Raw genomic sequence first — 18,818 nt, 5'->3', positions numbered from 1 at the left:
CACGCCGAAATCAGCACGTTCGTCCGCACCCGTCGTTTGTACACCCTTCGACGGCGCGGTTGGCAGAATGGACTCCCCGTGGCTGCCACCGCGAACCGACGTCCGCCCGCCGGGTGCGTCGTTCGTGCCCTCGGTCTCGCGGTGGTCACGGGACTCGAGTCGATACCGGCGACGTTCGACGTGGATCAATGGCGTCTCTCACGCCGTTCGACACCAGGTACGCGGCGAGTATAACGCGTGGCGACCGTTTCATCGATGTCGACGGCGTTACGGGTCGTTTCCTTCCCGAACGGTCGGTTCAGCGAACCGTTCGGTTGCCGCCCGAGGGATGCCACCGCCGCCTGCGGCCGGGGATTCGACGATCGTCGTGAGGAACATTTATTATTGACGTATCCGTGGATCGAACCATGTTTCGAGCGCCGCAGTACGCCTCGAGTCGATGTCCGCGCTGTGACGTGACGCTGTCGAACGTGCAAGGGGTCGTCGCCTGTCCGGCGTGTAACTGGATCGATGGGGAGCCGACGACCCACTGAGACGGCTGCGAGTCGTCTCCAGCGTTCGTCGGAGAGACGGAACCTCTTTTTGTCGACCCATCCAACCCCGTGATATGGCCGAATCCGAGGTGGACCTCGAGTCCGAGAAGTACGAAAAGCACCGCGAAGCGGGGGCGATCCTCGCGCAGGTACGTGAAGAAGCCGCCGAGCGCGTCGAGGTCGGTGCGAGCCACCTCGAGGTCGCCGAGTGGGCGGAGGATCGAATCCGGGAACTCGGCGGTCAGCCCGCGTTCCCCGTCAACATCTCCGTCGACGAGGAGGCAGCCCACGCGACGCCGTCGATCGACGACGAGACGACCTTCGGCGAGGAGATGATCAACCTGGACATCGGCGTCCACGTCGACGGCTGGCTGGCCGACACTGCCATCACCGTCGACCTCTCCGGCACTCCGGAACTCGCCGAGGCCTCCGAACAGGCCTTGGAGGCCGCGCTCGAGATCGTCGAACCCGGCGTCGGGACCGGCGAGATCGGGGCCGAAATCGAGGACGTCATCGACGGCTACGGCTACAATCCCGTCGTCAACCTCACTGGCCACGGGCTGGGTCACTGGGAACAACATACCTCGCCGAACATCCCGAACCGCGCCGTCTCGCAGGGGACGACGCTGGAGGTCGGCGACGTCGTCGCGATCGAGCCGTTCGCGACCGACGGCGGCGGCAAAGTCACCGAGGGAGCGAGCGAGGAGATCTTTTCGCTCGAGCGCGAGGGCACGATCCGAAACCGGCAGGCCCGCGAGGCCCTCGAGCAGATCACCGACGAGTTCCGGACGCTGCCGTTCGCGACGCGATGGCTCGAGACTGACCGACCCGAAATGGCGCTGCGCCGACTCAAGCGCAACGATATCGTCCACAGCTATCCGGTGCTCAAGGAGGACGACGACTCCCTCGTCAGTCAGAAAGAGCACACGCTCATCATCACCGAGGACGGCTGCGAAGTGACGACCGAACGGTGACCGTCTTGTTGAGGTAACGACCGCGACTCACACTCGCCGCGGACGTCGGTGTATTACGGGACGGCGTGATCGGTATCGTCTGTCGTTGGCCGCCGCTATCGTCGTCTCCGACTGTAACGAGGGAGGAGCCAGAAGCTGGCGCGACAGCCACCCGCGACCGTCGGTTATCGCCGTTTACGAGCGCTGTAGGGAGCGAGCGTGCGTGAGACTCATCCGTTCATAGAAATTCCACACCCAGTCACGCCAAGGGGAGGTCCGCCATCGACGAGCGACCGATCTGGCGGGCACCAACCTGAAACGGGTCCGAATCGAGTCCTCGTATTCCCACCACTCGTTACGCGTTGTTCATCCGCTGACTCGAGCGGTTACCACACCGTTGACACTCGCTCACCCGGTACGGTTCGCGGGAGAACTGTGCGTTTTCCTGCTTGACGCTTTCAGTTCTGATCTGGACGGACACCTCGTGGAGCGTTTCTAAGTCACACTCCTCACAGTGCTCGGTCATCCCGTTGACGGAGTCATCAGTCGTTGCCATTATCTGATTACTTGCAGTAGCCCTATCTTAAACCCACGCTTCATTTTGAGCCGTGAGCCATCAAAACCGCATGAGGGCGGCGACCTCGATTCGAGATCGTCTGAGAGCGTTCGATACCGTTTAGATCCGGTTTTCGTGGCTTTATAGGGAAATTATGAGTCACTGTTGCATGGATTTACGGACGAATTACCCGTTCGTTCCGGCCCGAGTCGGCGGACTGAAACGCTTTAGGGGCACCTCGAGTGGTATCGAACATGGAACAGGTGTTCGCACCGTGGCGAATCGAGTGGATCAGACGCGACGAACCGAACCCCGAGATCGAGGAGTGCGTCTTCTGTGAACTCCCCGATCTGGGCGACGATCGGGAGAACTTGCTCGTCGCGCGAAGCGAACACGCGTTCGTCATGCTGAACAACTATCCGTACAACCCGGGACACCTGATGGTGATCCCGCATAGCCATACCGGCGAGTACGCGGCTCTCGCGGAGGATGTCCTGCTCGATCATGCCTGCTTGAAACAGCGGACGTTCGACGCACTCGAGGCCGCCCTCGAACCGGACGGTTTCAACGCCGGCTTGAACCTCGGTGATGGGGCCGGTGGCTCGATCGACGACCACCTCCACACACACGTCGTGCCGCGGTGGGAGGGCGACACCAATTTCATGCCCGTGCTCAGCGAGACGACGGTGATCGTCGAGGCGCTCGAGGCGACCTACGACCACGTCCACGACGCGTTCGCCGCACAGGAGGGGACGACGGTCCCCAGCGAGGGCGGTGCCGTCGTCGTCGAGTGACGGCACCGCTCGCCTGCGGGTGATCCATGGCCCCGACAGTCGGGGACGCGCTCGAGCGCCGCTGGACGGGTGGCCCGATCCCCCAGCGCCATAGCCGGCACCACGGGCCAATCGACGGGACACTTTTGATGATAGTTGCCGTGGGTTAGGATAGCATGGACTACGAGGTAGTTCACACCGACGACGTGCCGATGAGCGATCTCTCCGCGGTCGACGAGGCCCCGCCGGACCTCCGTATCCGCGCGCTCGACGACTTCTTCGACACCGATGCGCTCAATCTCAAACTCTGGTACTTCGAACCCGGCGAGGAGATTCAGTACCACGCGCATGCCGAACAGGAGGAGGTGTACTACGTCCTCGAAGGAGAGTTCTCGCTGAAACTCGGCCGTTCGGGCGAGGAAACGTACGTCGACGCCGGCCCGGGGACGTTCTGGATCGCCAAGCCGGCGGTCGGCCACGGCCACCGCAACGTCGGCGACGAGGAGGGCGTCGTCCTCGCGATCGGTGCACCCGCGGTCGAGGACCCGGGACTGGATCCCCACGGACTCGACGACGGCGACTAGCCGCGGCGAGCGCCCGCCCCGCGTCAGGCGTAGGTCGTCTCGAGATAGTCGAGGATGCGGTCCGACTCGGCCATCGTCACGCCGGACGCTTCGTCGACGACGACCGGCACCTGTCGCTGGCCAGAAACGCGCTTGACCTCGTCGCGCTTCGAGTGCAGTCCCTCGACCCAGACGCTCTCGTAGTCGACGTCGAGTTCCTCGAGTCGATCCACGACGTGTTCACAGTACGGACAGCCCTCGAGACGGTAGAGCGTTATCATATCTCTCGCTACGGGACGGGCGGTCAAAAGAATACGTCCTGACGCGTCCGATATCGGCGGTCCCTTCGGCCGCGGAACGGAGTTTTTTGTAGTCACGTGACAGTCCTCACGTATGCCTCCGAGCGAGGGTGAGACTGTACCCGACTTCGCGTCGCTCCTCTGTGACGGCGAGACGTTCCGCTCGACGCCCTTCTCCGACGCGCTCGGCGCTCGCGGCGGCGTCGTGGTCTGTACCGGCTTCGTGTTCAGCGCGATCGCACGGAACTGGTGGAAGCGCTTCGTTCGCGCCGGCTGGGACGAGTTCGACGGCGTGCCGGTACTCGGCGTGAGTCGCGATGGTCCCTACGCGCAAAACGAGTTCCTCCGCTGGCTGGGTCGACCGGACATCCGGTTCTTCGTGGATGTCAACGGCGACGTCAGCGAGGCGTTCGACCTGCTCGGCGACCGGTCGCACATGGCGAACGTCTCGACGCCCTGGCGCTCCGCGTTCGTGCTCGATCCCGACCGCGAGGTCCAGTACGCTTTCGTCGCTGACGACTGGATCTCGCCGCTCCCCGTCGCGGACATCGAGACCGCCGTCGCGGACCTGTAACGAGACGGCCTCGAGCCCGGGGAGCCCCGTGGTCAGGGCTCACAGTACAGCAGTCGCCCGTTGCACGTACACTCGATCCGAAGCGGCTCGTCGTAGGTCACCGAGACGTGGTCCATCGCCCGGACGTAATGTCCTGGGGTTCCCGTCCGTGACCGCTCGTTGAGTTGTGAGAGCAGTCCGGCTTCGTGCAACTCCTCGACTTTCCTGTACGCCGTCGACTGGGGGAGATCGAGGGCCTCGGAGATATCGCTCACCGTCGCCGGCTCCTCGACGTATAGAAACACCGCTCGCGCGTCGTCGTCGCTGAGCAGGTCCATGATTCGGTAGGGGTCACACCCGAGTTCGCCGTCCCGGTCGATCCGCGGGCACCGACTCGGTTGGTCGACTGTGTCGCCCATATGTCACACTTCGGTCCGTCCTTACTTTGCTCCCGGTCCCTATTCCCGAGAACTGGGAGCCGCCGCCACCGGTCGAGCCCCGATGCCGTGACGCTATCTCGGCTTCCCGAACGCGTACATCGTCTCGTGGGCCGTCACCTCGAGATCGACGAAGTCGCCGGGCGCGATGCCGTAGTCGCTCGCGTTCTGGACGATGAGCTGTCGGTACGCGGAGTCACGACACTTGACCGAGTCGGCGGTGCCCTCCTCGACGACGAGGACGTCTTCCCGGACCTCGCCGACCATGTCCGCGTAGGCATCGGCGACGAGGTCGCGTTTGACCGCGCTCATCTCCTTCGAGCGCTCCTTTTTCACCGTGCCGCCCAGCCCTTTCATCTCGGCGGCGTCGGTTCCCGGCCGCTTCGAGAAGCGAGTGACGTTGATCTTCTCCGGACGGGTCTCGCGGAGCAGCGCCATCGACTGCTCGTGATCCCGATCGGTCTCGGTCGGGAAGCCGACGATGAAGTCCGTCGACAGCGTCCAGTAGTCCAGGTAGTCGTCGAAGGTCTCGACGACCTCGACGTACTCCGCGACCTGATGCTGGCGGCGCATATCGCCGAGCACGTCGTCGCTGCCCGACTGAACGGGCGCATGCAGGAAGTCGTAGAGTTCGTCGTACTCGGCGAAGACGGCGGCGAGTTCCTCGCGGATGCCGTGGACGCCCTTCGGGTTGGCCATCCCGACGCGGACCCGGAAGTCGCCGTCGATCTCACAGATCGCCTCGAGCAGCCGGTGGAGTTTGCGGTCGCCCTCGTCCCAGCCGTAGACACCGGTGTCCTGTCCGGTGATGCGGATCTCCTTCGCGCCGGCGTGGATCAGCGCGCGGGCCTTCTCGACGTTCTCCTCGATCGAGGGGGAGTCGATCTTGCCGGTGGCCTGCTTGGTGATACAGTACGAGCAGTCGGACATACAGCCCCGCGCGATCGGGAGAATGCCGACGACGCCGTCGAGGATGGGTTCGGCGTCGGGCGTCGTCGTCGGACACTCGCCGTTGGTGACGGCTTCGGGAACCTCGTCCCAGTGGAGGACCTGGCCGTCGACATCGGCTCGGTCGAACTCCTCGCCCTGGGCGAGCGCCATACAGCCCGTGATGAAGAGATCGGCCGTCTCGTCGGCCAACTCCTCGGCCCGCCGGAGCATGTTGCGCTCGGTCTTCTCGACGACCGTGCAGGTGTTGAGGATGGCGACATCGGCCTCCTCGGCCCCGTCGACCCGGTAGTGGCCCGCATCGCGGAGCCGGCGCTCGATCTCGCGGCTCTCCCCGCGATTCGACGTACAGCCGTAGGTTTCGATGTGATACCGGGCCATTCGCTTGAACCGTTCTCGGGGCTGGTAACGCAAAAACGCGACGGATCGGTGCCGTCGGCGAGCAGCCGGCATGACGGCCCCCTCGCCGGTCACTGCTCATCCGCGTCGCCGTCGTCGGCCACCGTCTCGAGTGTCTCCGCGCCGGCGGCGAACCGCCGTGACGGTCGGCGGCGGTCTTCCCGTTGTACGCTTGCGACGCCCACAGGAGCCGTCACATGGGGACTCCGAGTAGCCGTACGAGGACGAGCACCGTGGCGATTGCCCCCAACATCACGAACAGCGCGTTCTCGAGGTCCGGATCGCCGGGCTCGATCGGCGTCGATCCGGCTTCGGGCGCGTGCTCGGCCGCGTCGTCTGCCGCCCCCGTGCCCGGACCGGAGAGATCGATCGGAATGCGGTCGCGGCCGCCGTCCGACTCGTCGCCGACCGTCGGGCGGTCAGCCACACCCCACTCGTCGCTCGAGTCGCCGCTCGCAGAACCGTCTCGCGGTCCAGCGCCCGGGTCCGTCCCCGAGGGATCGGTCCGTCGGTCGTCGGTCGTGTCGCCGTTCCCGGGGGACTCGTCTGGCATACGCGACCGTACTCGGTCCGTCGTCAAAAACCCGTGGTCCCGTCGCGGACCACCATTCCGCGGGCGGCTCAGAGCCGCTCGGTTCGGTCCCCGATCTCGCCGCCGTAGACGATGCCACGCTCGGCGTCGATGGTGACGATTTCGCCGTCCTCGAGGTCCGCGATGTCCGCGTCGCTGATCATCGGCAACTCGAGTTCGCGCGCCACGAGCGCCGGGTAGCCGGTCATCCCCCGTTCGGCGTTGACGATGCCGCCGAGTCGGCTCGTGTCGCCGGTGAACTCCGCGTCGAAATCGGCGGGGAGCGCGAGGATCGCGCCGTCGGGCACGCCCGAGAGGTCGCCGTCCGTCACGCGGACGACGGGACCGGTCGACCGCCCCTCGACGACGACCTGGCCGGTCGTCAGTGCGTCCGCGGCGACGTGGACCTTCAGCATGTTCGTCGTGTTCGCCCCCTCGAGGTCGGTCATCATGCCACAGAGGACGACGACGGTATCCCCGCTCTGTGCGACGCCGGCGTCCAGTGCTGCCTGCACGGCCTTCTCGACGACGGCGTCCGCTCCCTGATCCGAGACGGGCGCGTACAGCGGCGTCACACCCCAGGTCAAGGCGAGCTGGCGGCGTACCGTCTGGCTCGGCGTCGAGGCGACGACCGGTACGCCCGGACGGTACTTCGCCGTTTTCAGCGCCGTATATCCTGACTCCGTCGCGGCGACGACCGCGTCCGCGTCGATATCCCGCGCCAGGAACCGCGCGGAGCGCGCCAGGGCGTCCGTCCGCGCGTCGCCCGACGCCGGAACCCGCTGCTCGAGCAACTCGGCGTACTCGTTCGAGCCCTCGACCTCGCGGACGATGCTATCCATCGCGTCGACGACCTCGATGGGGTGGTCGCCGACCGCGGTCTCGGCCGACAGCATGACCCCGTCGGTGCCGTCGAGGACCGCGTTGGCCACGTCGGACGCCTCGGCGCGCGTCGGCCGCCGGGCGTGGACCATCGAATCGAGCATCTCCGTCGCCGTGATGACCGGCCGACCGGCCTCGCGACACTTCCGGATGATTCGCTTTTGGATCATCGGCACGTCCTCCATCGGACACTCCACGCCGAGGTCCCCGCGCGCGACCATCACGCCGTAGGCCGCGTCGATGATCTCGTCCAAGTTCTCGACCGCGCCGGCGCGCTCGATCTTCGCGATGATCGGAATGTCCGCGCCATTCTCCTCCAGCACTTCGCCGACCTCGTAGACGTCCTCGGCGTCCCGGACGAAACTCGCCGCGACGAAGTCGACCCCTTTCTCGGCCGCCAACTCGAGGTCCGCGCGGTCTTTCTCGGTGACGACATCGAGATCGAGTTCGACGCCGGGGACGTTGACGCCCTTGCGCCCGCTCAGTTCGCCGCCGGTGTCGACCCGCGCTCGAACCCCGTCGCCGTCGTGCTCGAGGACGGTCGTTTCGATCAGTCCGTCGTCGAGCAGGATTCGGTCACCGGGTTCGACCGCGTCGATCGACACCGAGAGTCCGACCGTCTCCGGCGTCGCCACCTCGCCCTCGACGAACCGGATCTCGGAACCGCTTTCCAGCGTCACCGTCTCCCCGTCCGGCAGCGGCGCGGTTCGGATCTCCGGCCCTTTCGTGTCGAGCATGATCGCGACGGGCTCCGTCCGCTCCTCGTCGACCGCTCGGACGCGATCGATCAGGTCGGCCCGGTCCTCGCGGCTGCCGTGGCTCGCGTTCAGCCGCGCGACTGACATGCCGGCCGCGGCGAGTTCTCGGATCGTCTCCCGATCGCTCGACGCCGGCCCCAGCGTACAGACGATTTTCGCGTTTCTCATACCGGTAGCTAGCTCCAGCAGTGCCTAAAAGATGGTCACTTACTCGCGTCCGAGTACCTGTCTCGTCGCCCCGCAGCCGATCCCGTCAGCTGCCACGTCAACCGTTTTCCGCGGATCGACCGTTCGAACCGATATGCCCACCTATGCGACGCTTGTCGACCTCGCCGATCGGGACATCCAGAACGCACAGGACCTCGCGACCATCTGGGGCGACGTCCGGACGGAGTTCGAGGAACAGGGCGCGGACCTCCGGGACTCGTACGCCGCCCTCGGCGAACACGACTTCATCATCCTGTTCGAAACCGACGACACCGAGGCGGCGTTCAAGTCGGCGCTGACGCTCCATCGCCACGGTCTCGAGGGGCAGACGATGCGGATCGTCGATACGGACGACTTCTCGAACGTCGTCGACGAAATCTGAGGCCTCGACTCTCGGCCAGCACGCCGCGGACCCCAGCCGCGGCGGGGCCGACGGATAGTCCTGGCCGACCGTCTCAGTCCGGCGACCGCTCGAGCAGCCGAGTCACACGTTCGCCGCTGACGACTTCGGGGATGATGACCTCGTCGGCACCGGCCTCCTTCGCGACCGACTCGTACATCTCCTCGCCGACACGAACGAGGGTGTCGGGTGTATCGGTCGCCGCTCCGCTGACGACCGCGATCTGAATGTTGACGTTCGAGTCGTCGATCGCCGCGACGAGTTTCGTCGCACGCTCGACACCTGCGGCCCGCAGTGTCCGTCGCTGTCTGGCGTCGCCTTCGACGAGGAGATGGCCGTCCTCGCGGGCGCGTTTCGCGTTGTCCTCATCGATTTCGATGACGACGACCGTGCGACCCGCCTCGGCGAGTCGATTGGCGATCGTCCGCCCGAACATGCCGTAGCCACAGACGATCACGTGGTCCTCGCTGGTATCGATTCGTCGTTGCATCGTTGCTCGTGATACCTCCGTTGGAATCCGTCCGCCGAACGTCTCGGTGACGACCGTCTCGCCGATCCACAGCCCCGAGAGGACGAGTCCGACCGTCACCACGATGGCGTAGGCCTTCGTCGCTCGCTCGGGACCGGCGTGGTCCTGAAAGTGCAGGTCGATACTCGTCAGATCGAGCAGCCAGAACGTCGCCTCGAGGAGGCCGACACCGCCGAGGATCGAGAGTCCGACGACGCCGGCGACGACGACCGTGGCGAAACAGCCGATCGGAACCAGCGCGTGTCGCAGGATCGGGAGCCTTGCGAACTGGGAAACGATCCCTCGCTGCACACTCGTTTCTCGGTAGCAACTCGCATATATCTGTGCGTCAGCACAGCCGGTAGTCACGCTGCTCGACCGGTCTCCGCCTCCGAACGCCTCGGCGAGCCGTCGGCGATCAGGCTGGACTACTGGATCTTCTCGCCGAGTGCGGCGTCGCCGTGGGTCGTCAGCAGGTCCGCCTCGTCGCCCGCCGCGAGGATCATGCCGTTCGACTCCACGCCGAACAGCTCCGCGGGTTCCATGTTCGCAAGCAGCACACATCGTGTCCCCGGCAACTCGTCGAGGTCGTGGAGTTGCTTGATTCCCGCCACGACCTGACGGGTTTCGAAGCCGATGTCGACCTCGAGACGGGCGAGGTCGTCGGCACCCTCGATTCCCTCGGCCGCTTCGATCCGCCCGACGCGGATGTCCAGGTCTTGGAAGTCCTCGAATCCGATCCGGTCCTCGAGCAGGGGCTCGAGGTCCTCGGTGGCTGTCATGGCTTCGGCTTCGTCTCCGGCGGTGTCGTCGCTTTCGGTTTCCGTCCCCTCGTCGTCGGCCGCGGCGGTTGCGACGCGTTCCTCGAGTTTTGCCGTGAGTTCCGCGACGCGGTCGTCCTCGATCTTCTCGAAGAGTTCGCCCGGTTCGTCGAAGGTCCGCGGCGGGGCCTCGAGCGCGTCCTCGAGATGGGCATCCGCGATTTCGCCGTCCTCGCCGATCTGTGCCCACAGCTCCTGGGCCTTGTCGGGGGTGATCGGCTCGAGCAGGACGGCGACGGCCTTGGCGATCTGGACGCAGTCGCGGATGACCTGTGCGGCCCGGTCGGGGTCGTCGTCGGTGAGCTTCCAGGGCTCGTTGCGCTGGATGTACTCGTTGCCGAACTGGGCGAGCCGTGTCGCGGCCTGTCCCACTCCGCGCATGGAGTAGTCGTTGACGTTCTCGCGGACCTCGTCGATGGCGGCCTCGATACGCTCGCGAACCTCCTCCGAGACGGCCGTCTCCGGCGTCCCCTCGTAGTTGCGGTAGGCAAAGAGCAGCGAGCGGTACCAGAAGTTCCCCACCGTCCCGACGAGTTCACCGTTGACCGTCTCCTGGAAGGCGTCCCAGGAGAAGTCGACGTCCTGCTGAAGGCCGCCGGTCGTCGTCAGGTAGTACCGCAGCAGGTCCGGATGAAACCCTTCGTCCAGGTACTCTTTGGCCCAGATCGCGCGGTTGCGGCTGGTCGAGAGCCCCTTGCCGTTGATCGTGATAAAGCCGGTCGCGGCGACCCCGCGGGGTTTGTTGTAGCCCGCCCCCTCGAGCATCGCCGGCCAGAAGATCGTGTGGTGTTGGATGATGTCGCGGCCGATGATATGGACGATCTCGCCGTCGCCCTTCCAGACCTGTTCCCAGTCGAACGCGTCGGTCCCGTCGCGCTCGGCGTACTGCTTCGAACTCGCGATGTACTCGATCGGCGCGTCGACCCAGACGTAGAGGACGAGGTCGTCGTCCCCGTCCGGGTAGTCGATCCCCCAGTCCATGTCCCGGGTGATACACCAGTCCTGCAGGCCGTCTTCGATCCACTGGCGGGGCTGGTTGCGCGCGTTCGAGGTGCCCTCGAGCCCGTCCAAGAAGTCAGTGAGGAAGTCGGCAAACGCCGAGACCTCGAAGAACTTGTGGGTGCGCTCGCGATACTCGGCGGGGTTGCCCGTGATCGTACTCGTCGGGTCCTCGACCTCGCCGGGCTCCAAATGGCGCTGACAACCCTCGTCGCACTCGTCCCCGCGGGCCTTCTCGCCGCAGTAGGGACAGGTCCCCTCGACGTAGCGGTCGGGCAGGTACTGGTCGGCGTCGGGATCGTAGGCGACCTGAATTTCCTTTTCGTAGACGTACCCTTCGTCGTCCAGCGTTCGGACGATCTCCTGTGTCAGTTCGGTGTTGGTCTCGTCGTGGGTATGCCCGTAGTTGTCGAAGTCGACGTTGAACTTCGGGAACGTCTCCTCGTACTGGTCGTGCCACTCGAGGGCGAAGTCCTCGGGATCGACGCCCTGCTGCTCGGCGTTGACGGCGACCGGGGTGCCGTGCATGTCCGAGCCGCAGACGTAGATCGACTCCTGCCCCAGCGTTTGTAGCGTGCGGTTGAACGCATCGGCACCGATGTACCCCCGCAGGTGACCGATGTGCAGGTCGCCGTTGGCGTAGGGCAACCCGCAGGTCACGACGGCGGGGTTCTCCGTCGGAAAGTCCTCGTGGCTCATGATGGTCACGTTGCGCTCGCGGGCGTAAAACCCGCCGGTTTCGATCGTTCGACCGCCACCACGATTCCCCCACCACGCGACGGGCGGTGGCGCGTGCCGGGTCGCGGTGAAGTCACCGACGAACCGCGATCAGCGACCCCTGTCTTCAGCGAAAACAGCACCGAGCACGGTCGAGACCCAGTAAAAATCGATACCCGACGCTCCACGGGAACCGCCGTCCCCGATCAATCGTCGCTCGCCACGGGAACGCTCGCGCGCACCTCGAGCCGGTCGAGGTCCCCGACGAACGAGGCCAGCATCTCACGGGTGACGTGGGGCATGCAGACGATCCGCAACTCGTCGGTCGCGGTCCGGGAAATCCGCCATCCCTCCGCCCGCAGGGCGTCGAACGTCGACCGCGGCACGTCGGCCGCCACCAGCGGCAGGGTCGGATCGGCGACCTCGTAGCCGCGTTTCTCGAGGGCGTCGGCGAGCCACTCGGCGTTGTTCTGCGAGCGGACGTACTGCCGGCGGTATCCCTCCGGCCACAGCTCGTCCATCGCGGCGACGGCGCTGGCGACGCCCGCGCCCGAGCGAGTGCCGGTCAGCGTCGCCTGGGATGTCGACTCGAGGTAGGGCGTATCGACGGCGAGTTCGTCGAGCAGGGCCGCATCGCGGACGAGCAGTCCGCCGGCGGGGACCGCGGCCTGCCCCATCTTGTGGGGATCGATCGCCATCGTATCGACCGCGGCATGGTCGAAGTGCCAGTCGTAGTCGGTAAAGGGGAGGACGAAGCCGCCCCACGCGGCGTCGACGTGGCACATCGCACCGACCGATCGCGCGATCTCTCCGAGTTCCGGAATCGGATCGACGCGGCCGTACTCGGTGGTTCCCGCGACGCCGATCACCAACGCGGTGTCCTCGTCGACCGACGCGCGGACGGCCCCGAGATCGGCCCGGTGCCGGTCGTCGGTCGGGACGATTCGCAGTTCGACGCCGAGCAGGTCCGCGGCCTTTCGGAAACTGAAGTGGCCGGAGTCAGGCATGACGACGTTCGGCGTCCGGCCGTCGGCCCGTTCGCGGGCGATCCGGACGGCCTGAATGTTGGCCTCGGTGCCGCCGCTCGTGATGTAGCCCGCCGGATCGTCCAGCCCCGCGATATCGCCTAACAGCTCGATCGCGTCGTCCTCGAGCGCCGCGACGGCCGGGTACGTACCTGGATCGCCGGGGTTCGTCGCGAGAAACCGTTCGGCCGCGTCACGCGCTGCCGGGTGGGGGTCCGTACACATCGAGGAGAGGACCCGGTCGAACGCTTGCGGCTCGATTTGCATATCACGTATGTAATCGGTCGTGGGTTTATTTGTTGTGTTTGGCGATGTTTCTCGCGGCCGGCCTTCGTCTCGAGTCGGCCCGCCGCAGCCACGGACAGGCGCAGTCGCGCTCAACGACCCCGTCCCGAACGCGGGCGGTGACCGTCGACGGCCAGATTGGATCGTTTCATGACAATATTAATAAAACGTCGACTTGAAACCCCCAGCAATGATTTCGACAGTCCCTCGAGCCGTCGAACACGGGGCCACCGCCGTCGGTGTGCTCACCCTATTAGTGTTCGGATTCGCGCAGGGACGGGAAATCCAGCAGTACTCGCTCGATCTGCTCGTCGTCTCCGTACAGGTCGTGTTCCTCGATGCGCTGTCGTCGATGGCCGTGTTCACGTGCTTCGTGGCGGTTACCGGCCTGTTGCTGGTCCGCGAGGTGTGGTCGTCGCGAGACGCCATCGAGCCGGTAACCGACGGGCCGCGGCTGACCGCCATCGTTCCGGTGTACCGCGATCACGACGTGCTCGAGACGAGCGTCGAGAGCCTCCGGGAGAGCGCGTACGAATCCCTCGAGATCGTCGTCGTCGCCGAACCCAACGACGCGCCGACCCTCGAACGGGCCCGCGAACTCGCGAAGGGGTACGACCGCGTCGAGTGTCTGGTCAACGAGAACCCGGGCTCGAAAGCGGGTGCGATCAACTACGCCGTCCGCGAGACCGACGCCGAGTATATCGCGGTCTTCGACGCCGACGAGTCGATCACTCCCTCGTTTCTCCCACGGGCGATGAGCGCGTTGCGCGGGGACGTAGACGTCTTCCAGGGCCGTCGGATTCCACGTCCCAACGGCGTCATCGAGACGATCGCCTACTGTGAGCGGGTCGTCTTCCACGCGAGCTACAAGCTGGTCGAACTCTCCGGCTTCGCGAACTGCCGGAGTTCCTCGACGGTGCTGAGCCGCGAGGCGTTCGACCGGGTGGGCGGCTACGACGACATGCTCACCGAGGACCTCAATTTCGCTCACGACTGTTACCGCGAGGGGCTGACCGTCAGACAGGCCCGCCAATGTACGAACACGATGGAGGCACCCCACACCCTGCGCGACCTCTGGGGGCAGCGGAAACGCTGGCGCGTCGGGCAGGTCGAGGTACTCCACGCGACCACCCTCGAGCTACTGAGCGGGGACATCGATCGCCGCGGGCTCGTCTCGATCGGCCGCATGTGCTCGAGCCTGCTCGGATGTCTGTTCACGCTCGCGCTCACCTCGAAACTGCTCCTGTTGCTCGTCTTGGGCGTCGAGTCGGCGTTTCTCGTTTTGGCGACGATCCTCGTCGCGACCATCGGCGGCGTCGCGTGGCGCGACGCCAGCGACGGTCGGATCGACGGCCTCCACTGGAGCGTCGTCCTTGCACCGCTGCTCTACCCCGCGTTCGGCGTCTTGTCGCTCAAATCGCTGCTCGAGTACGGGCTCAGCTGGGACGGAACCTGGTACCACGTCGACAAAACGGGATCGTAACCGCGGGGCCGACGGGGTCGCGAACTGATCGTCCGCCGTCCGACGGAAAGCGTGCCTTCAAGTCCGCCGCTGCGCAACGCCACCACATGAACCCAGGCGACCGCGTCCGCGTGGATCGCGCGGACCGCACGTACGAAGGCGTGTTGCTCCCCTCGAGCACGGACGACCAGCTCGTTGTGAAACTCGAGGGCGGGTACAACGTCGGCGTCGACCGGGACGGGGCCGATGTGGAGGTCCTCGCGGAGGACGTCTATCGGATCGACGGAACGGACGCCGCCGGCGGCGACGAGGACGACGCGAGTTCCGAAATCGAATTCGACGAGGACCTGCCGACGATTTCGCTGATCTCGACCGGCGGGACGATCGCGTCGACGGTCGACTACCGGACCGGCGCGGTGACGGCCCAGTTCGACGCCGAGGACGTGTTGCGGGCCGTCCCGGACCTGGCGGGCCGGGCGAACTACCGCGGTCGCGTCGTCGCGAACATCCTCTCGGAGAACATGGAACCGCCGATCTGGCGGGACCTCGCCGACGCGGTCCACGAGGAGATCGCGGCCGGTGCCGACGGCGTCGTCGTCATGCACGGCACCGACACGATGCAGTACTCCGCGTCGGCGCTGTCGTTCATGCTCGAGACGCCGGTCCCGATCGTCTTCACCGGCTCCCAGCGCTCGGCCGACCGGCCGTCTTCGGACAACGTCATGAACGCCGTCTCGGCCGTCGAGGCCGCCAAGAGCGACTGTGCGGAGGTGCTGGTCTGTATGCACGCCACCGAATCCGACGACATCTGTGCCCTCCACCGGGGGACGCGCGTGCGAAAGAACCACACATCCCGCCGGGACGCCTTCGAGACCGTCGGCGCGGAACCGCTGGGCGAGGTCGATTACGAGACCGAGACGGTCAGCTTCCGGCGCGACTACCGACGGCGCGGCGACACCGACCTCGAGATCAGTCCCGACCTCGAGAGCGACGTCGAACTCCTCAAATTCACGCCCGGAATGGAGCCCGCGTTCCTCGATGTCGTCGACGGAAGCGAGGGGCTGATCATCGAGGGAACCGGGCTCGGCCACGTCCACACCGACCTCGTTCCCCACATCGAGGAACTGATCGAGGACGGAACGACGGTCGTCATGACGAGTCAATGTCTCGAGGGCCGAGTCTGTGACCGCGTCTACGATACGGGGCGGGACCTGCTCGAGGCCGGCGTCGTCGAAGCTGGCGACACGCTGCCCGGGACGGCGAAAGTGAAGTTGATGTGGGCGCTTGCAAACAGCGAGAACGTCGCGGAGGCGATGGGGACCTCTCTGGCCGGCGAGATTCAGGAGCGGTCGGTCCCCTGGGAGTAGATCGCGGTCACTCAGGTCCCGACAACTCTGACCGGATCGACGGGGCGATCGTCCCCATTGACGGCCGGTGTTCCGTCCCATGGGACGAACGCTCGATGCGTCCGGTCCACCGATCACCTCGGACACAGTGTGGGTTCCCGACGTTGGTACCGTCTCTTCGTCTGCGAAATTCTTTCCCGTCTGACTACATCATATAGCACTGTCCAACGAATAATGACAACCAATACAAATTTCGCGTCTCCGATCGAGATCCGTCGCGCGACTCCCGACGACTACGAGGCCGTCGCCGACTTCACGAGTGACATCTGGCCCGACCGGGGCGGCGATTACATCCCGCGGGTCTACCACGACTGGCTCGAGGACGGCCCCGGTCAGGGGAAAAAGACCTTCCTCGCGGAAGTCGACGGCGAGGCTGCGGGAATCGTACAGGCGGTCATGCTCTCGCCGGACGAGGCCTGGTTCCAGGGAATGCGGGTCGCGGCCGAGTATCGCCGGCAGGGCGTGAGCCGCCGGCTGAACGAGGCGTCCTTCGAATGGGCCCGCGAGCAGGGAGCGACCGTCGGCCGTGTCATGGTCTTCTCGTGGAACGCGGTCTCGCTGGGCGCGGCGCGGACGAGCGGCTTCGAACCGAGCACCGAGTTCCGCTTTGCGAATCCGGACCCCGATCACGACGCGGAACTGCCGACCGAGTACGCCGTCTCCACCGATCCCGCGAGTGCATGGCGCTACTGGACCCATAGCGATGCCCGCTCGCATCTGTGCGGGTTGGGGCTGGCACCCGAGGAGACCTGGGCGATGCGGGAACTCACGCGGGCCGACTTCGAGCGGGCGGCCGACGAGACGGCCGTCTTCGCGCTCGAGCGCAGTGACGGACTCGTGGGAACGGCCGCTCGGATACGGACCGTCGAACGGACGGTCGACGACGTGGTAGGCGATGGACAAACGGAGACGCGAGCCGAATACGCCGTCAGCGCCTGGGACGATCTCGAGGCGGCGCGGGCACTCTTCGCCGCGATCGCGCGAGACGCGGCCGAAATCGGTGCCGACGGGACGCGCGTCTTGCTCCCCGAAACGGCGCGGTTCGTCACCGATGCCGCCGCAACGGGTGCCGAACTCGCCGACGAACCGGACGTCGTGTTGTCGATCGACTTGGTGTCCTAGGACGCCGACTCGAGCTCGGATCGTCGTCCGGTCACCGATTTCCGTGCCCCGCCTCGCGCATCGAACCGATCACCCGCCGCTGACGGGCGGGAACAGCGCGAGTTCGTCGTCCGCTTCGAGTACCGTCTCCATGCCCTCCTCTTCGACCAGGACGTTCGTGCCGTTGCGAAGCACGTTGATCTGCGATCGTAACTCGCCGTCCTCGAGCACGCGGCCCTCGAGTTCGGGTGCCGCCTCGAGCAGCGCCTCGAGCGCGTCCCCGACGGTGTCGCCGGCCGCGGCGTCGACGGTCACGTGTTTGTCGCCCGCACGCTCGGCGAGGTCGGCGAACAGTTTCCACTCCGTGGGCATACGTGGCGCTATCGGTGCCGACGGCAAGTAGCTACCGCTCCCGGTCGGGTTTCAGTTCCGCTCGGACGCCGCGTCGGACTCGCGGTCGGGGTCCGCGCGTTGCTCCGTCGTCTCGACCAGCGTCCGCTCCGTCACCCGGCGAAGCGCCTCCGGCCGGCCGAGCACGTAGGCCACATCGCCGGCGGCCAGTCGCAGATCGCCGGCCGGCAGCGGCAGATGCTCGTCGCCGTCGCCCGCGGCGGTCTCGCGCTCGAGCGCGAGCACCAGCACCGGTAGCGACTCGATCGGGACATCCACGAGCGGATCGTCGGACTCGACCGAGACGGTCGTGACCGTCTCGTCGGCCGCCCGGAGCAGGGAGACGAGGTCCCGCTCGGCGTCCGGACTGCCGGGCAGCGTCACGAGCCGATAGCCCCGCTCGGGGTCGAGGTCGCGGGCGTCGTCGGCGTCGAGAGCGATGGTCGCAGTGTCGTCGACGGTCGCGCGCAGTTCGCCGCCGGCGATCCGTCTGGCGGTCCCGTCCTCGTCGCGCGCCCAGATCCGAACCGCGTCCCCCGGGCTGGCGTCGGCCGCGGGATCGCCCGCCAGCGCGACCGCGACGGTCCCAGGTGCGAGCGTCGGCCCGATCCCCGCCGGTCGGCTCCCGACCGCGAGGTAGTCCACCGTCCCGTCGGCGGTGAGATCGACATCGACGTGGCCGATCCCGAAGTCGCGCTCGAGGCGGGCGATCAGCCGGTCGCGCAACTCCTCGACGGTAAGCCGGCGCGGGAAGAGCAACGTCTGGCCCGCAAGGTCGGTCTTGACCGACTCGTCGACGGGGTCGTAGCCGTCGATATCGCCGATCTCGGCCGGCAGTTCGACCGTGACGACGCGGCCAGCCGAGCGAACGAGTTGCGTGACTTCGGTGATCGTCCGCGGGGTCGCGACCACGAACACGTCCACCGCGAGGAAGTCGCCAAGCCGTCGTCCCGCGTCGGCCGCGATCGCGCTGGCGACGAACGCGGCGACGGTGTAGACGGCGGTGGTCGGTTCGGTCAGGCCGGTGTTCCCGATGATCGCCTGGGACAGCGCGCTTTGGGTGTTCAACCAGATCGCGACGAGGGCGACGCCGACGAGGACCGCGATGCCCTCCGGGATCTCGTCGGCGCTGTACCACCGGTAGAGAAACGCCACGCTCGCTCCGGCTCCGGCCGCCAGCAGGGCGAACGCGAGGATCCGAACGAGCGCTTCCAGAAGCGTCTCGGTCGGGACCAACTGGGCGACGACGAGGGCTACCACGACCGCTCACCG

General features: G+C 66.3%; 20 protein-coding genes. 9 read left to right on the top strand and 11 right to left on the bottom strand.

Going from position 1 to position 18,818, the window contains the following annotated elements; all coding sequences use genetic code 11:
• Nucleotides 1–407 precede the first annotated feature (407 nt).
• Nucleotides 408–533: a hypothetical protein gene (locus FGF80_RS19810; protein WP_006187245.1), complete on the top strand. Its 126-nt coding sequence runs from the start codon at nucleotides 408–410 to the stop codon at nucleotides 531–533.
• A 74-nt stretch (nucleotides 534–607) separates the two neighbouring features.
• The gene (map, locus tag FGF80_RS15175) at nucleotides 608–1,507 is read left to right on the top strand and encodes a type II methionyl aminopeptidase (protein ID WP_006187246.1); all 900 of its coding nucleotides are present in this window, start codon (nucleotides 608–610) and stop codon (nucleotides 1,505–1,507) included.
• 334 nt (nucleotides 1,508–1,841) lie between these two features.
• On the opposite strand, the gene FGF80_RS15170 is transcribed toward map, so the two are convergent.
• Nucleotides 1,842–2,042 (bottom strand): DUF7835 family putative zinc beta-ribbon protein, encoded by a 201-nt coding sequence (locus FGF80_RS15170; protein ID WP_006187247.1) that lies wholly within the window; start codon nucleotides 2,040–2,042, stop codon nucleotides 1,842–1,844.
• 254 nt (nucleotides 2,043–2,296) lie between these two features.
• On the opposite strand from FGF80_RS15170, the gene FGF80_RS15165 reads away from it, so the two are divergent.
• Together FGF80_RS15165 and FGF80_RS15160 are read left to right on the top strand one after the other, a co-directional pair.
• Nucleotides 2,297–2,836 (top strand): HIT family protein, encoded by a 540-nt coding sequence (locus FGF80_RS15165; protein ID WP_006187248.1) that lies wholly within the window; start codon nucleotides 2,297–2,299, stop codon nucleotides 2,834–2,836.
• Nucleotides 2,837–2,991: 155 nt separating this feature from the next.
• A complete protein-coding gene (locus tag FGF80_RS15160; protein WP_138654951.1) occupies nucleotides 2,992–3,399 on the top strand; it encodes a cupin domain-containing protein in 408 nt (135 codons plus the stop codon).
• Nucleotides 3,400–3,422: 23 nt separating this feature from the next.
• Here the strand turns inward: FGF80_RS15160 and FGF80_RS15155 are convergent, their stop codons facing one another.
• Nucleotides 3,423–3,659 carry a glutathione S-transferase N-terminal domain-containing protein gene (locus tag FGF80_RS15155; protein WP_006187250.1) on the bottom strand — a complete coding sequence of 79 codons (237 nt, stop codon included), beginning with the start codon at nucleotides 3,657–3,659 and terminating at the stop codon, nucleotides 3,423–3,425.
• 112 nt (nucleotides 3,660–3,771) lie between these two features.
• Here FGF80_RS15155 and FGF80_RS15150 point away from each other — a divergent pair, with 112 nt between their 5' ends.
• Entirely contained in the window at nucleotides 3,772–4,251 is a 480-nt protein-coding gene (locus FGF80_RS15150; RefSeq protein ID WP_006187251.1) for a redoxin domain-containing protein, read from the top strand.
• A gap of 32 nt (nucleotides 4,252–4,283) precedes the next feature.
• Here FGF80_RS15150 and FGF80_RS15145 read toward each other — a convergent pair whose 3' ends face one another.
• The 4 genes from FGF80_RS15145 to pyk form a co-directional block, all read right to left on the bottom strand.
• A complete protein-coding gene (locus FGF80_RS15145; protein ID WP_006187252.1) occupies nucleotides 4,284–4,649 on the bottom strand; it encodes a winged helix-turn-helix domain-containing protein in 366 nt (121 codons plus the stop codon).
• A 93-nt stretch (nucleotides 4,650–4,742) separates the two neighbouring features.
• Nucleotides 4,743–5,996 (bottom strand): tRNA (N(6)-L-threonylcarbamoyladenosine(37)-C(2))-methylthiotransferase, encoded by a 1,254-nt coding sequence (locus FGF80_RS15140; RefSeq protein ID WP_006187253.1) that lies wholly within the window; start codon nucleotides 5,994–5,996, stop codon nucleotides 4,743–4,745.
• Between the two features lie 211 nt (nucleotides 5,997–6,207).
• Entirely contained in the window at nucleotides 6,208–6,567 is a 360-nt protein-coding gene (locus FGF80_RS15135) for a DUF7312 domain-containing protein (protein ID WP_006187254.1), read from the bottom strand.
• Between the two features lie 68 nt (nucleotides 6,568–6,635).
• On the bottom strand, nucleotides 6,636–8,393 hold the full coding sequence (gene pyk, locus FGF80_RS15130; protein ID WP_138654949.1) for a pyruvate kinase: 1,758 nt from the start codon (nucleotides 8,391–8,393) through the stop codon (nucleotides 6,636–6,638).
• Between the two features lie 133 nt (nucleotides 8,394–8,526).
• On the opposite strand from pyk, the gene FGF80_RS15125 reads away from it, so the two are divergent.
• Nucleotides 8,527–8,814, top strand: coding sequence for a GYD domain-containing protein (locus tag FGF80_RS15125; RefSeq protein WP_138654947.1), 288 nt, complete (start codon nucleotides 8,527–8,529; stop codon nucleotides 8,812–8,814).
• Between the two features lie 73 nt (nucleotides 8,815–8,887).
• Here the strand turns inward: FGF80_RS15125 and FGF80_RS15120 are convergent, their stop codons facing one another.
• The 3 genes from FGF80_RS15120 to mfnA all read right to left on the bottom strand — a co-directional run bounded on the left by FGF80_RS15120 (nucleotide 8,888) and on the right by mfnA (nucleotide 13,169).
• Complete coding sequence (locus tag FGF80_RS15120; protein ID WP_138654945.1) at nucleotides 8,888–9,652, bottom strand: potassium channel family protein; 765 nt, start codon at nucleotides 9,650–9,652, stop codon at nucleotides 8,888–8,890.
• 116 nt (nucleotides 9,653–9,768) lie between these two features.
• Nucleotides 9,769–11,859 (bottom strand): methionine--tRNA ligase, encoded by a 2,091-nt coding sequence (gene metG, locus FGF80_RS15115; RefSeq protein WP_138654943.1) that lies wholly within the window; start codon nucleotides 11,857–11,859, stop codon nucleotides 9,769–9,771.
• Between the two features lie 224 nt (nucleotides 11,860–12,083).
• Entirely contained in the window at nucleotides 12,084–13,169 is a 1,086-nt protein-coding gene (gene mfnA, locus FGF80_RS15110; protein ID WP_202978777.1) for a tyrosine decarboxylase MfnA, read from the bottom strand.
• A gap of 208 nt (nucleotides 13,170–13,377) precedes the next feature.
• Between mfnA and FGF80_RS15105 the strand changes: the two genes are divergently transcribed.
• The 3 genes from FGF80_RS15105 (at nucleotide 13,378) to FGF80_RS15095 (ending at nucleotide 17,177) form a co-directional block, all read left to right on the top strand.
• Complete coding sequence (locus FGF80_RS15105; protein WP_138654941.1) at nucleotides 13,378–14,670, top strand: glycosyltransferase; 1,293 nt, start codon at nucleotides 13,378–13,380, stop codon at nucleotides 14,668–14,670.
• Nucleotides 14,671–14,756: 86 nt separating this feature from the next.
• On the top strand, nucleotides 14,757–16,016 hold the full coding sequence (gatD, locus tag FGF80_RS15100) for a Glu-tRNA(Gln) amidotransferase subunit GatD (RefSeq protein ID WP_006186463.1): 1,260 nt from the start codon (nucleotides 14,757–14,759) through the stop codon (nucleotides 16,014–16,016).
• 213 nt (nucleotides 16,017–16,229) lie between these two features.
• Entirely contained in the window at nucleotides 16,230–17,177 is a 948-nt protein-coding gene (locus FGF80_RS15095) for a GNAT family N-acetyltransferase (RefSeq protein WP_006186462.1), read from the top strand.
• A gap of 69 nt (nucleotides 17,178–17,246) precedes the next feature.
• On the opposite strand, the gene FGF80_RS15090 is transcribed toward FGF80_RS15095, so the two are convergent.
• Together FGF80_RS15090 and FGF80_RS15085 are read right to left on the bottom strand one after the other, a co-directional pair.
• The gene (locus FGF80_RS15090; RefSeq protein ID WP_006186461.1) at nucleotides 17,247–17,528 is read right to left on the bottom strand and encodes a ubiquitin-like small modifier protein 1; all 282 of its coding nucleotides are present in this window, start codon (nucleotides 17,526–17,528) and stop codon (nucleotides 17,247–17,249) included.
• A 51-nt stretch (nucleotides 17,529–17,579) separates the two neighbouring features.
• Nucleotides 17,580–18,806 carry a TrkA C-terminal domain-containing protein gene (locus FGF80_RS15085; protein ID WP_138654939.1) on the bottom strand — a complete coding sequence of 409 codons (1,227 nt, stop codon included), beginning with the start codon at nucleotides 18,804–18,806 and terminating at the stop codon, nucleotides 17,580–17,582.
• Nucleotides 18,807–18,818 lie beyond the last annotated feature (12 nt).

Origin of the sequence: Natrinema pallidum (genome assembly GCF_005890195.1) — an archaeon.
Taxonomy (GTDB): Archaea; Halobacteriota; Halobacteria; order Halobacteriales; family Natrialbaceae; genus Natrinema; species Natrinema pallidum.
Note: the sequence above shows the minus strand (reverse complement) of the source record. Positions and strands in the feature narration are given on the sequence as shown.

Bases quoted from the DNA above. Each gene is read 5' to 3' on its own strand.
- FGF80_RS15170 (WP_006187247.1), bottom strand. From the start codon at position 2,042: ATGGCAACGACTGATGACTCCGTCAACGGGATGACCGAGCACTGTGAG.
- FGF80_RS15155 (WP_006187250.1), bottom strand. From the start codon at position 3,659: ATGATAACGCTCTACCGTCTCGAGGGCTGTCCGTACTGTGAACACGTC.
- FGF80_RS15095 (WP_006186462.1), top strand. From the start codon at position 16,230: ATGACAACCAATACAAATTTCGCGTCTCCGATCGAGATCCGTCGCGCG.
- FGF80_RS15145 (WP_006187252.1), bottom strand. From the start codon at position 4,649: ATGGGCGACACAGTCGACCAACCGAGTCGGTGCCCGCGGATCGACCGG.
- FGF80_RS15150 (WP_006187251.1), top strand. From the start codon at position 3,772: ATGCCTCCGAGCGAGGGTGAGACTGTACCCGACTTCGCGTCGCTCCTC.
- mfnA (WP_202978777.1), bottom strand. From the start codon at position 13,169: ATGCAAATCGAGCCGCAAGCGTTCGACCGGGTCCTCTCCTCGATGTGT.
- map (WP_006187246.1), top strand. From the start codon at position 608: ATGGCCGAATCCGAGGTGGACCTCGAGTCCGAGAAGTACGAAAAGCAC.
- FGF80_RS15125 (WP_138654947.1), top strand. From the start codon at position 8,527: ATGCCCACCTATGCGACGCTTGTCGACCTCGCCGATCGGGACATCCAG.
- FGF80_RS15105 (WP_138654941.1), top strand. From the start codon at position 13,378: ATGATTTCGACAGTCCCTCGAGCCGTCGAACACGGGGCCACCGCCGTC.
- FGF80_RS15160 (WP_138654951.1), top strand. From the start codon at position 2,992: ATGGACTACGAGGTAGTTCACACCGACGACGTGCCGATGAGCGATCTC.
- metG (WP_138654943.1), bottom strand. From the start codon at position 11,859: ATGAGCCACGAGGACTTTCCGACGGAGAACCCCGCCGTCGTGACCTGC.
- FGF80_RS15140 (WP_006187253.1), bottom strand. From the start codon at position 5,996: ATGGCCCGGTATCACATCGAAACCTACGGCTGTACGTCGAATCGCGGG.
- gatD (WP_006186463.1), top strand. From the start codon at position 14,757: ATGAACCCAGGCGACCGCGTCCGCGTGGATCGCGCGGACCGCACGTAC.
- FGF80_RS15165 (WP_006187248.1), top strand. From the start codon at position 2,297: ATGGAACAGGTGTTCGCACCGTGGCGAATCGAGTGGATCAGACGCGAC.
- FGF80_RS19810 (WP_006187245.1), top strand. From the start codon at position 408: ATGTTTCGAGCGCCGCAGTACGCCTCGAGTCGATGTCCGCGCTGTGAC.
- FGF80_RS15090 (WP_006186461.1), bottom strand. From the start codon at position 17,528: ATGCCCACGGAGTGGAAACTGTTCGCCGACCTCGCCGAGCGTGCGGGC.
- pyk (WP_138654949.1), bottom strand. From the start codon at position 8,393: ATGAGAAACGCGAAAATCGTCTGTACGCTGGGGCCGGCGTCGAGCGAT.
- FGF80_RS15135 (WP_006187254.1), bottom strand. From the start codon at position 6,567: ATGCCAGACGAGTCCCCCGGGAACGGCGACACGACCGACGACCGACGG.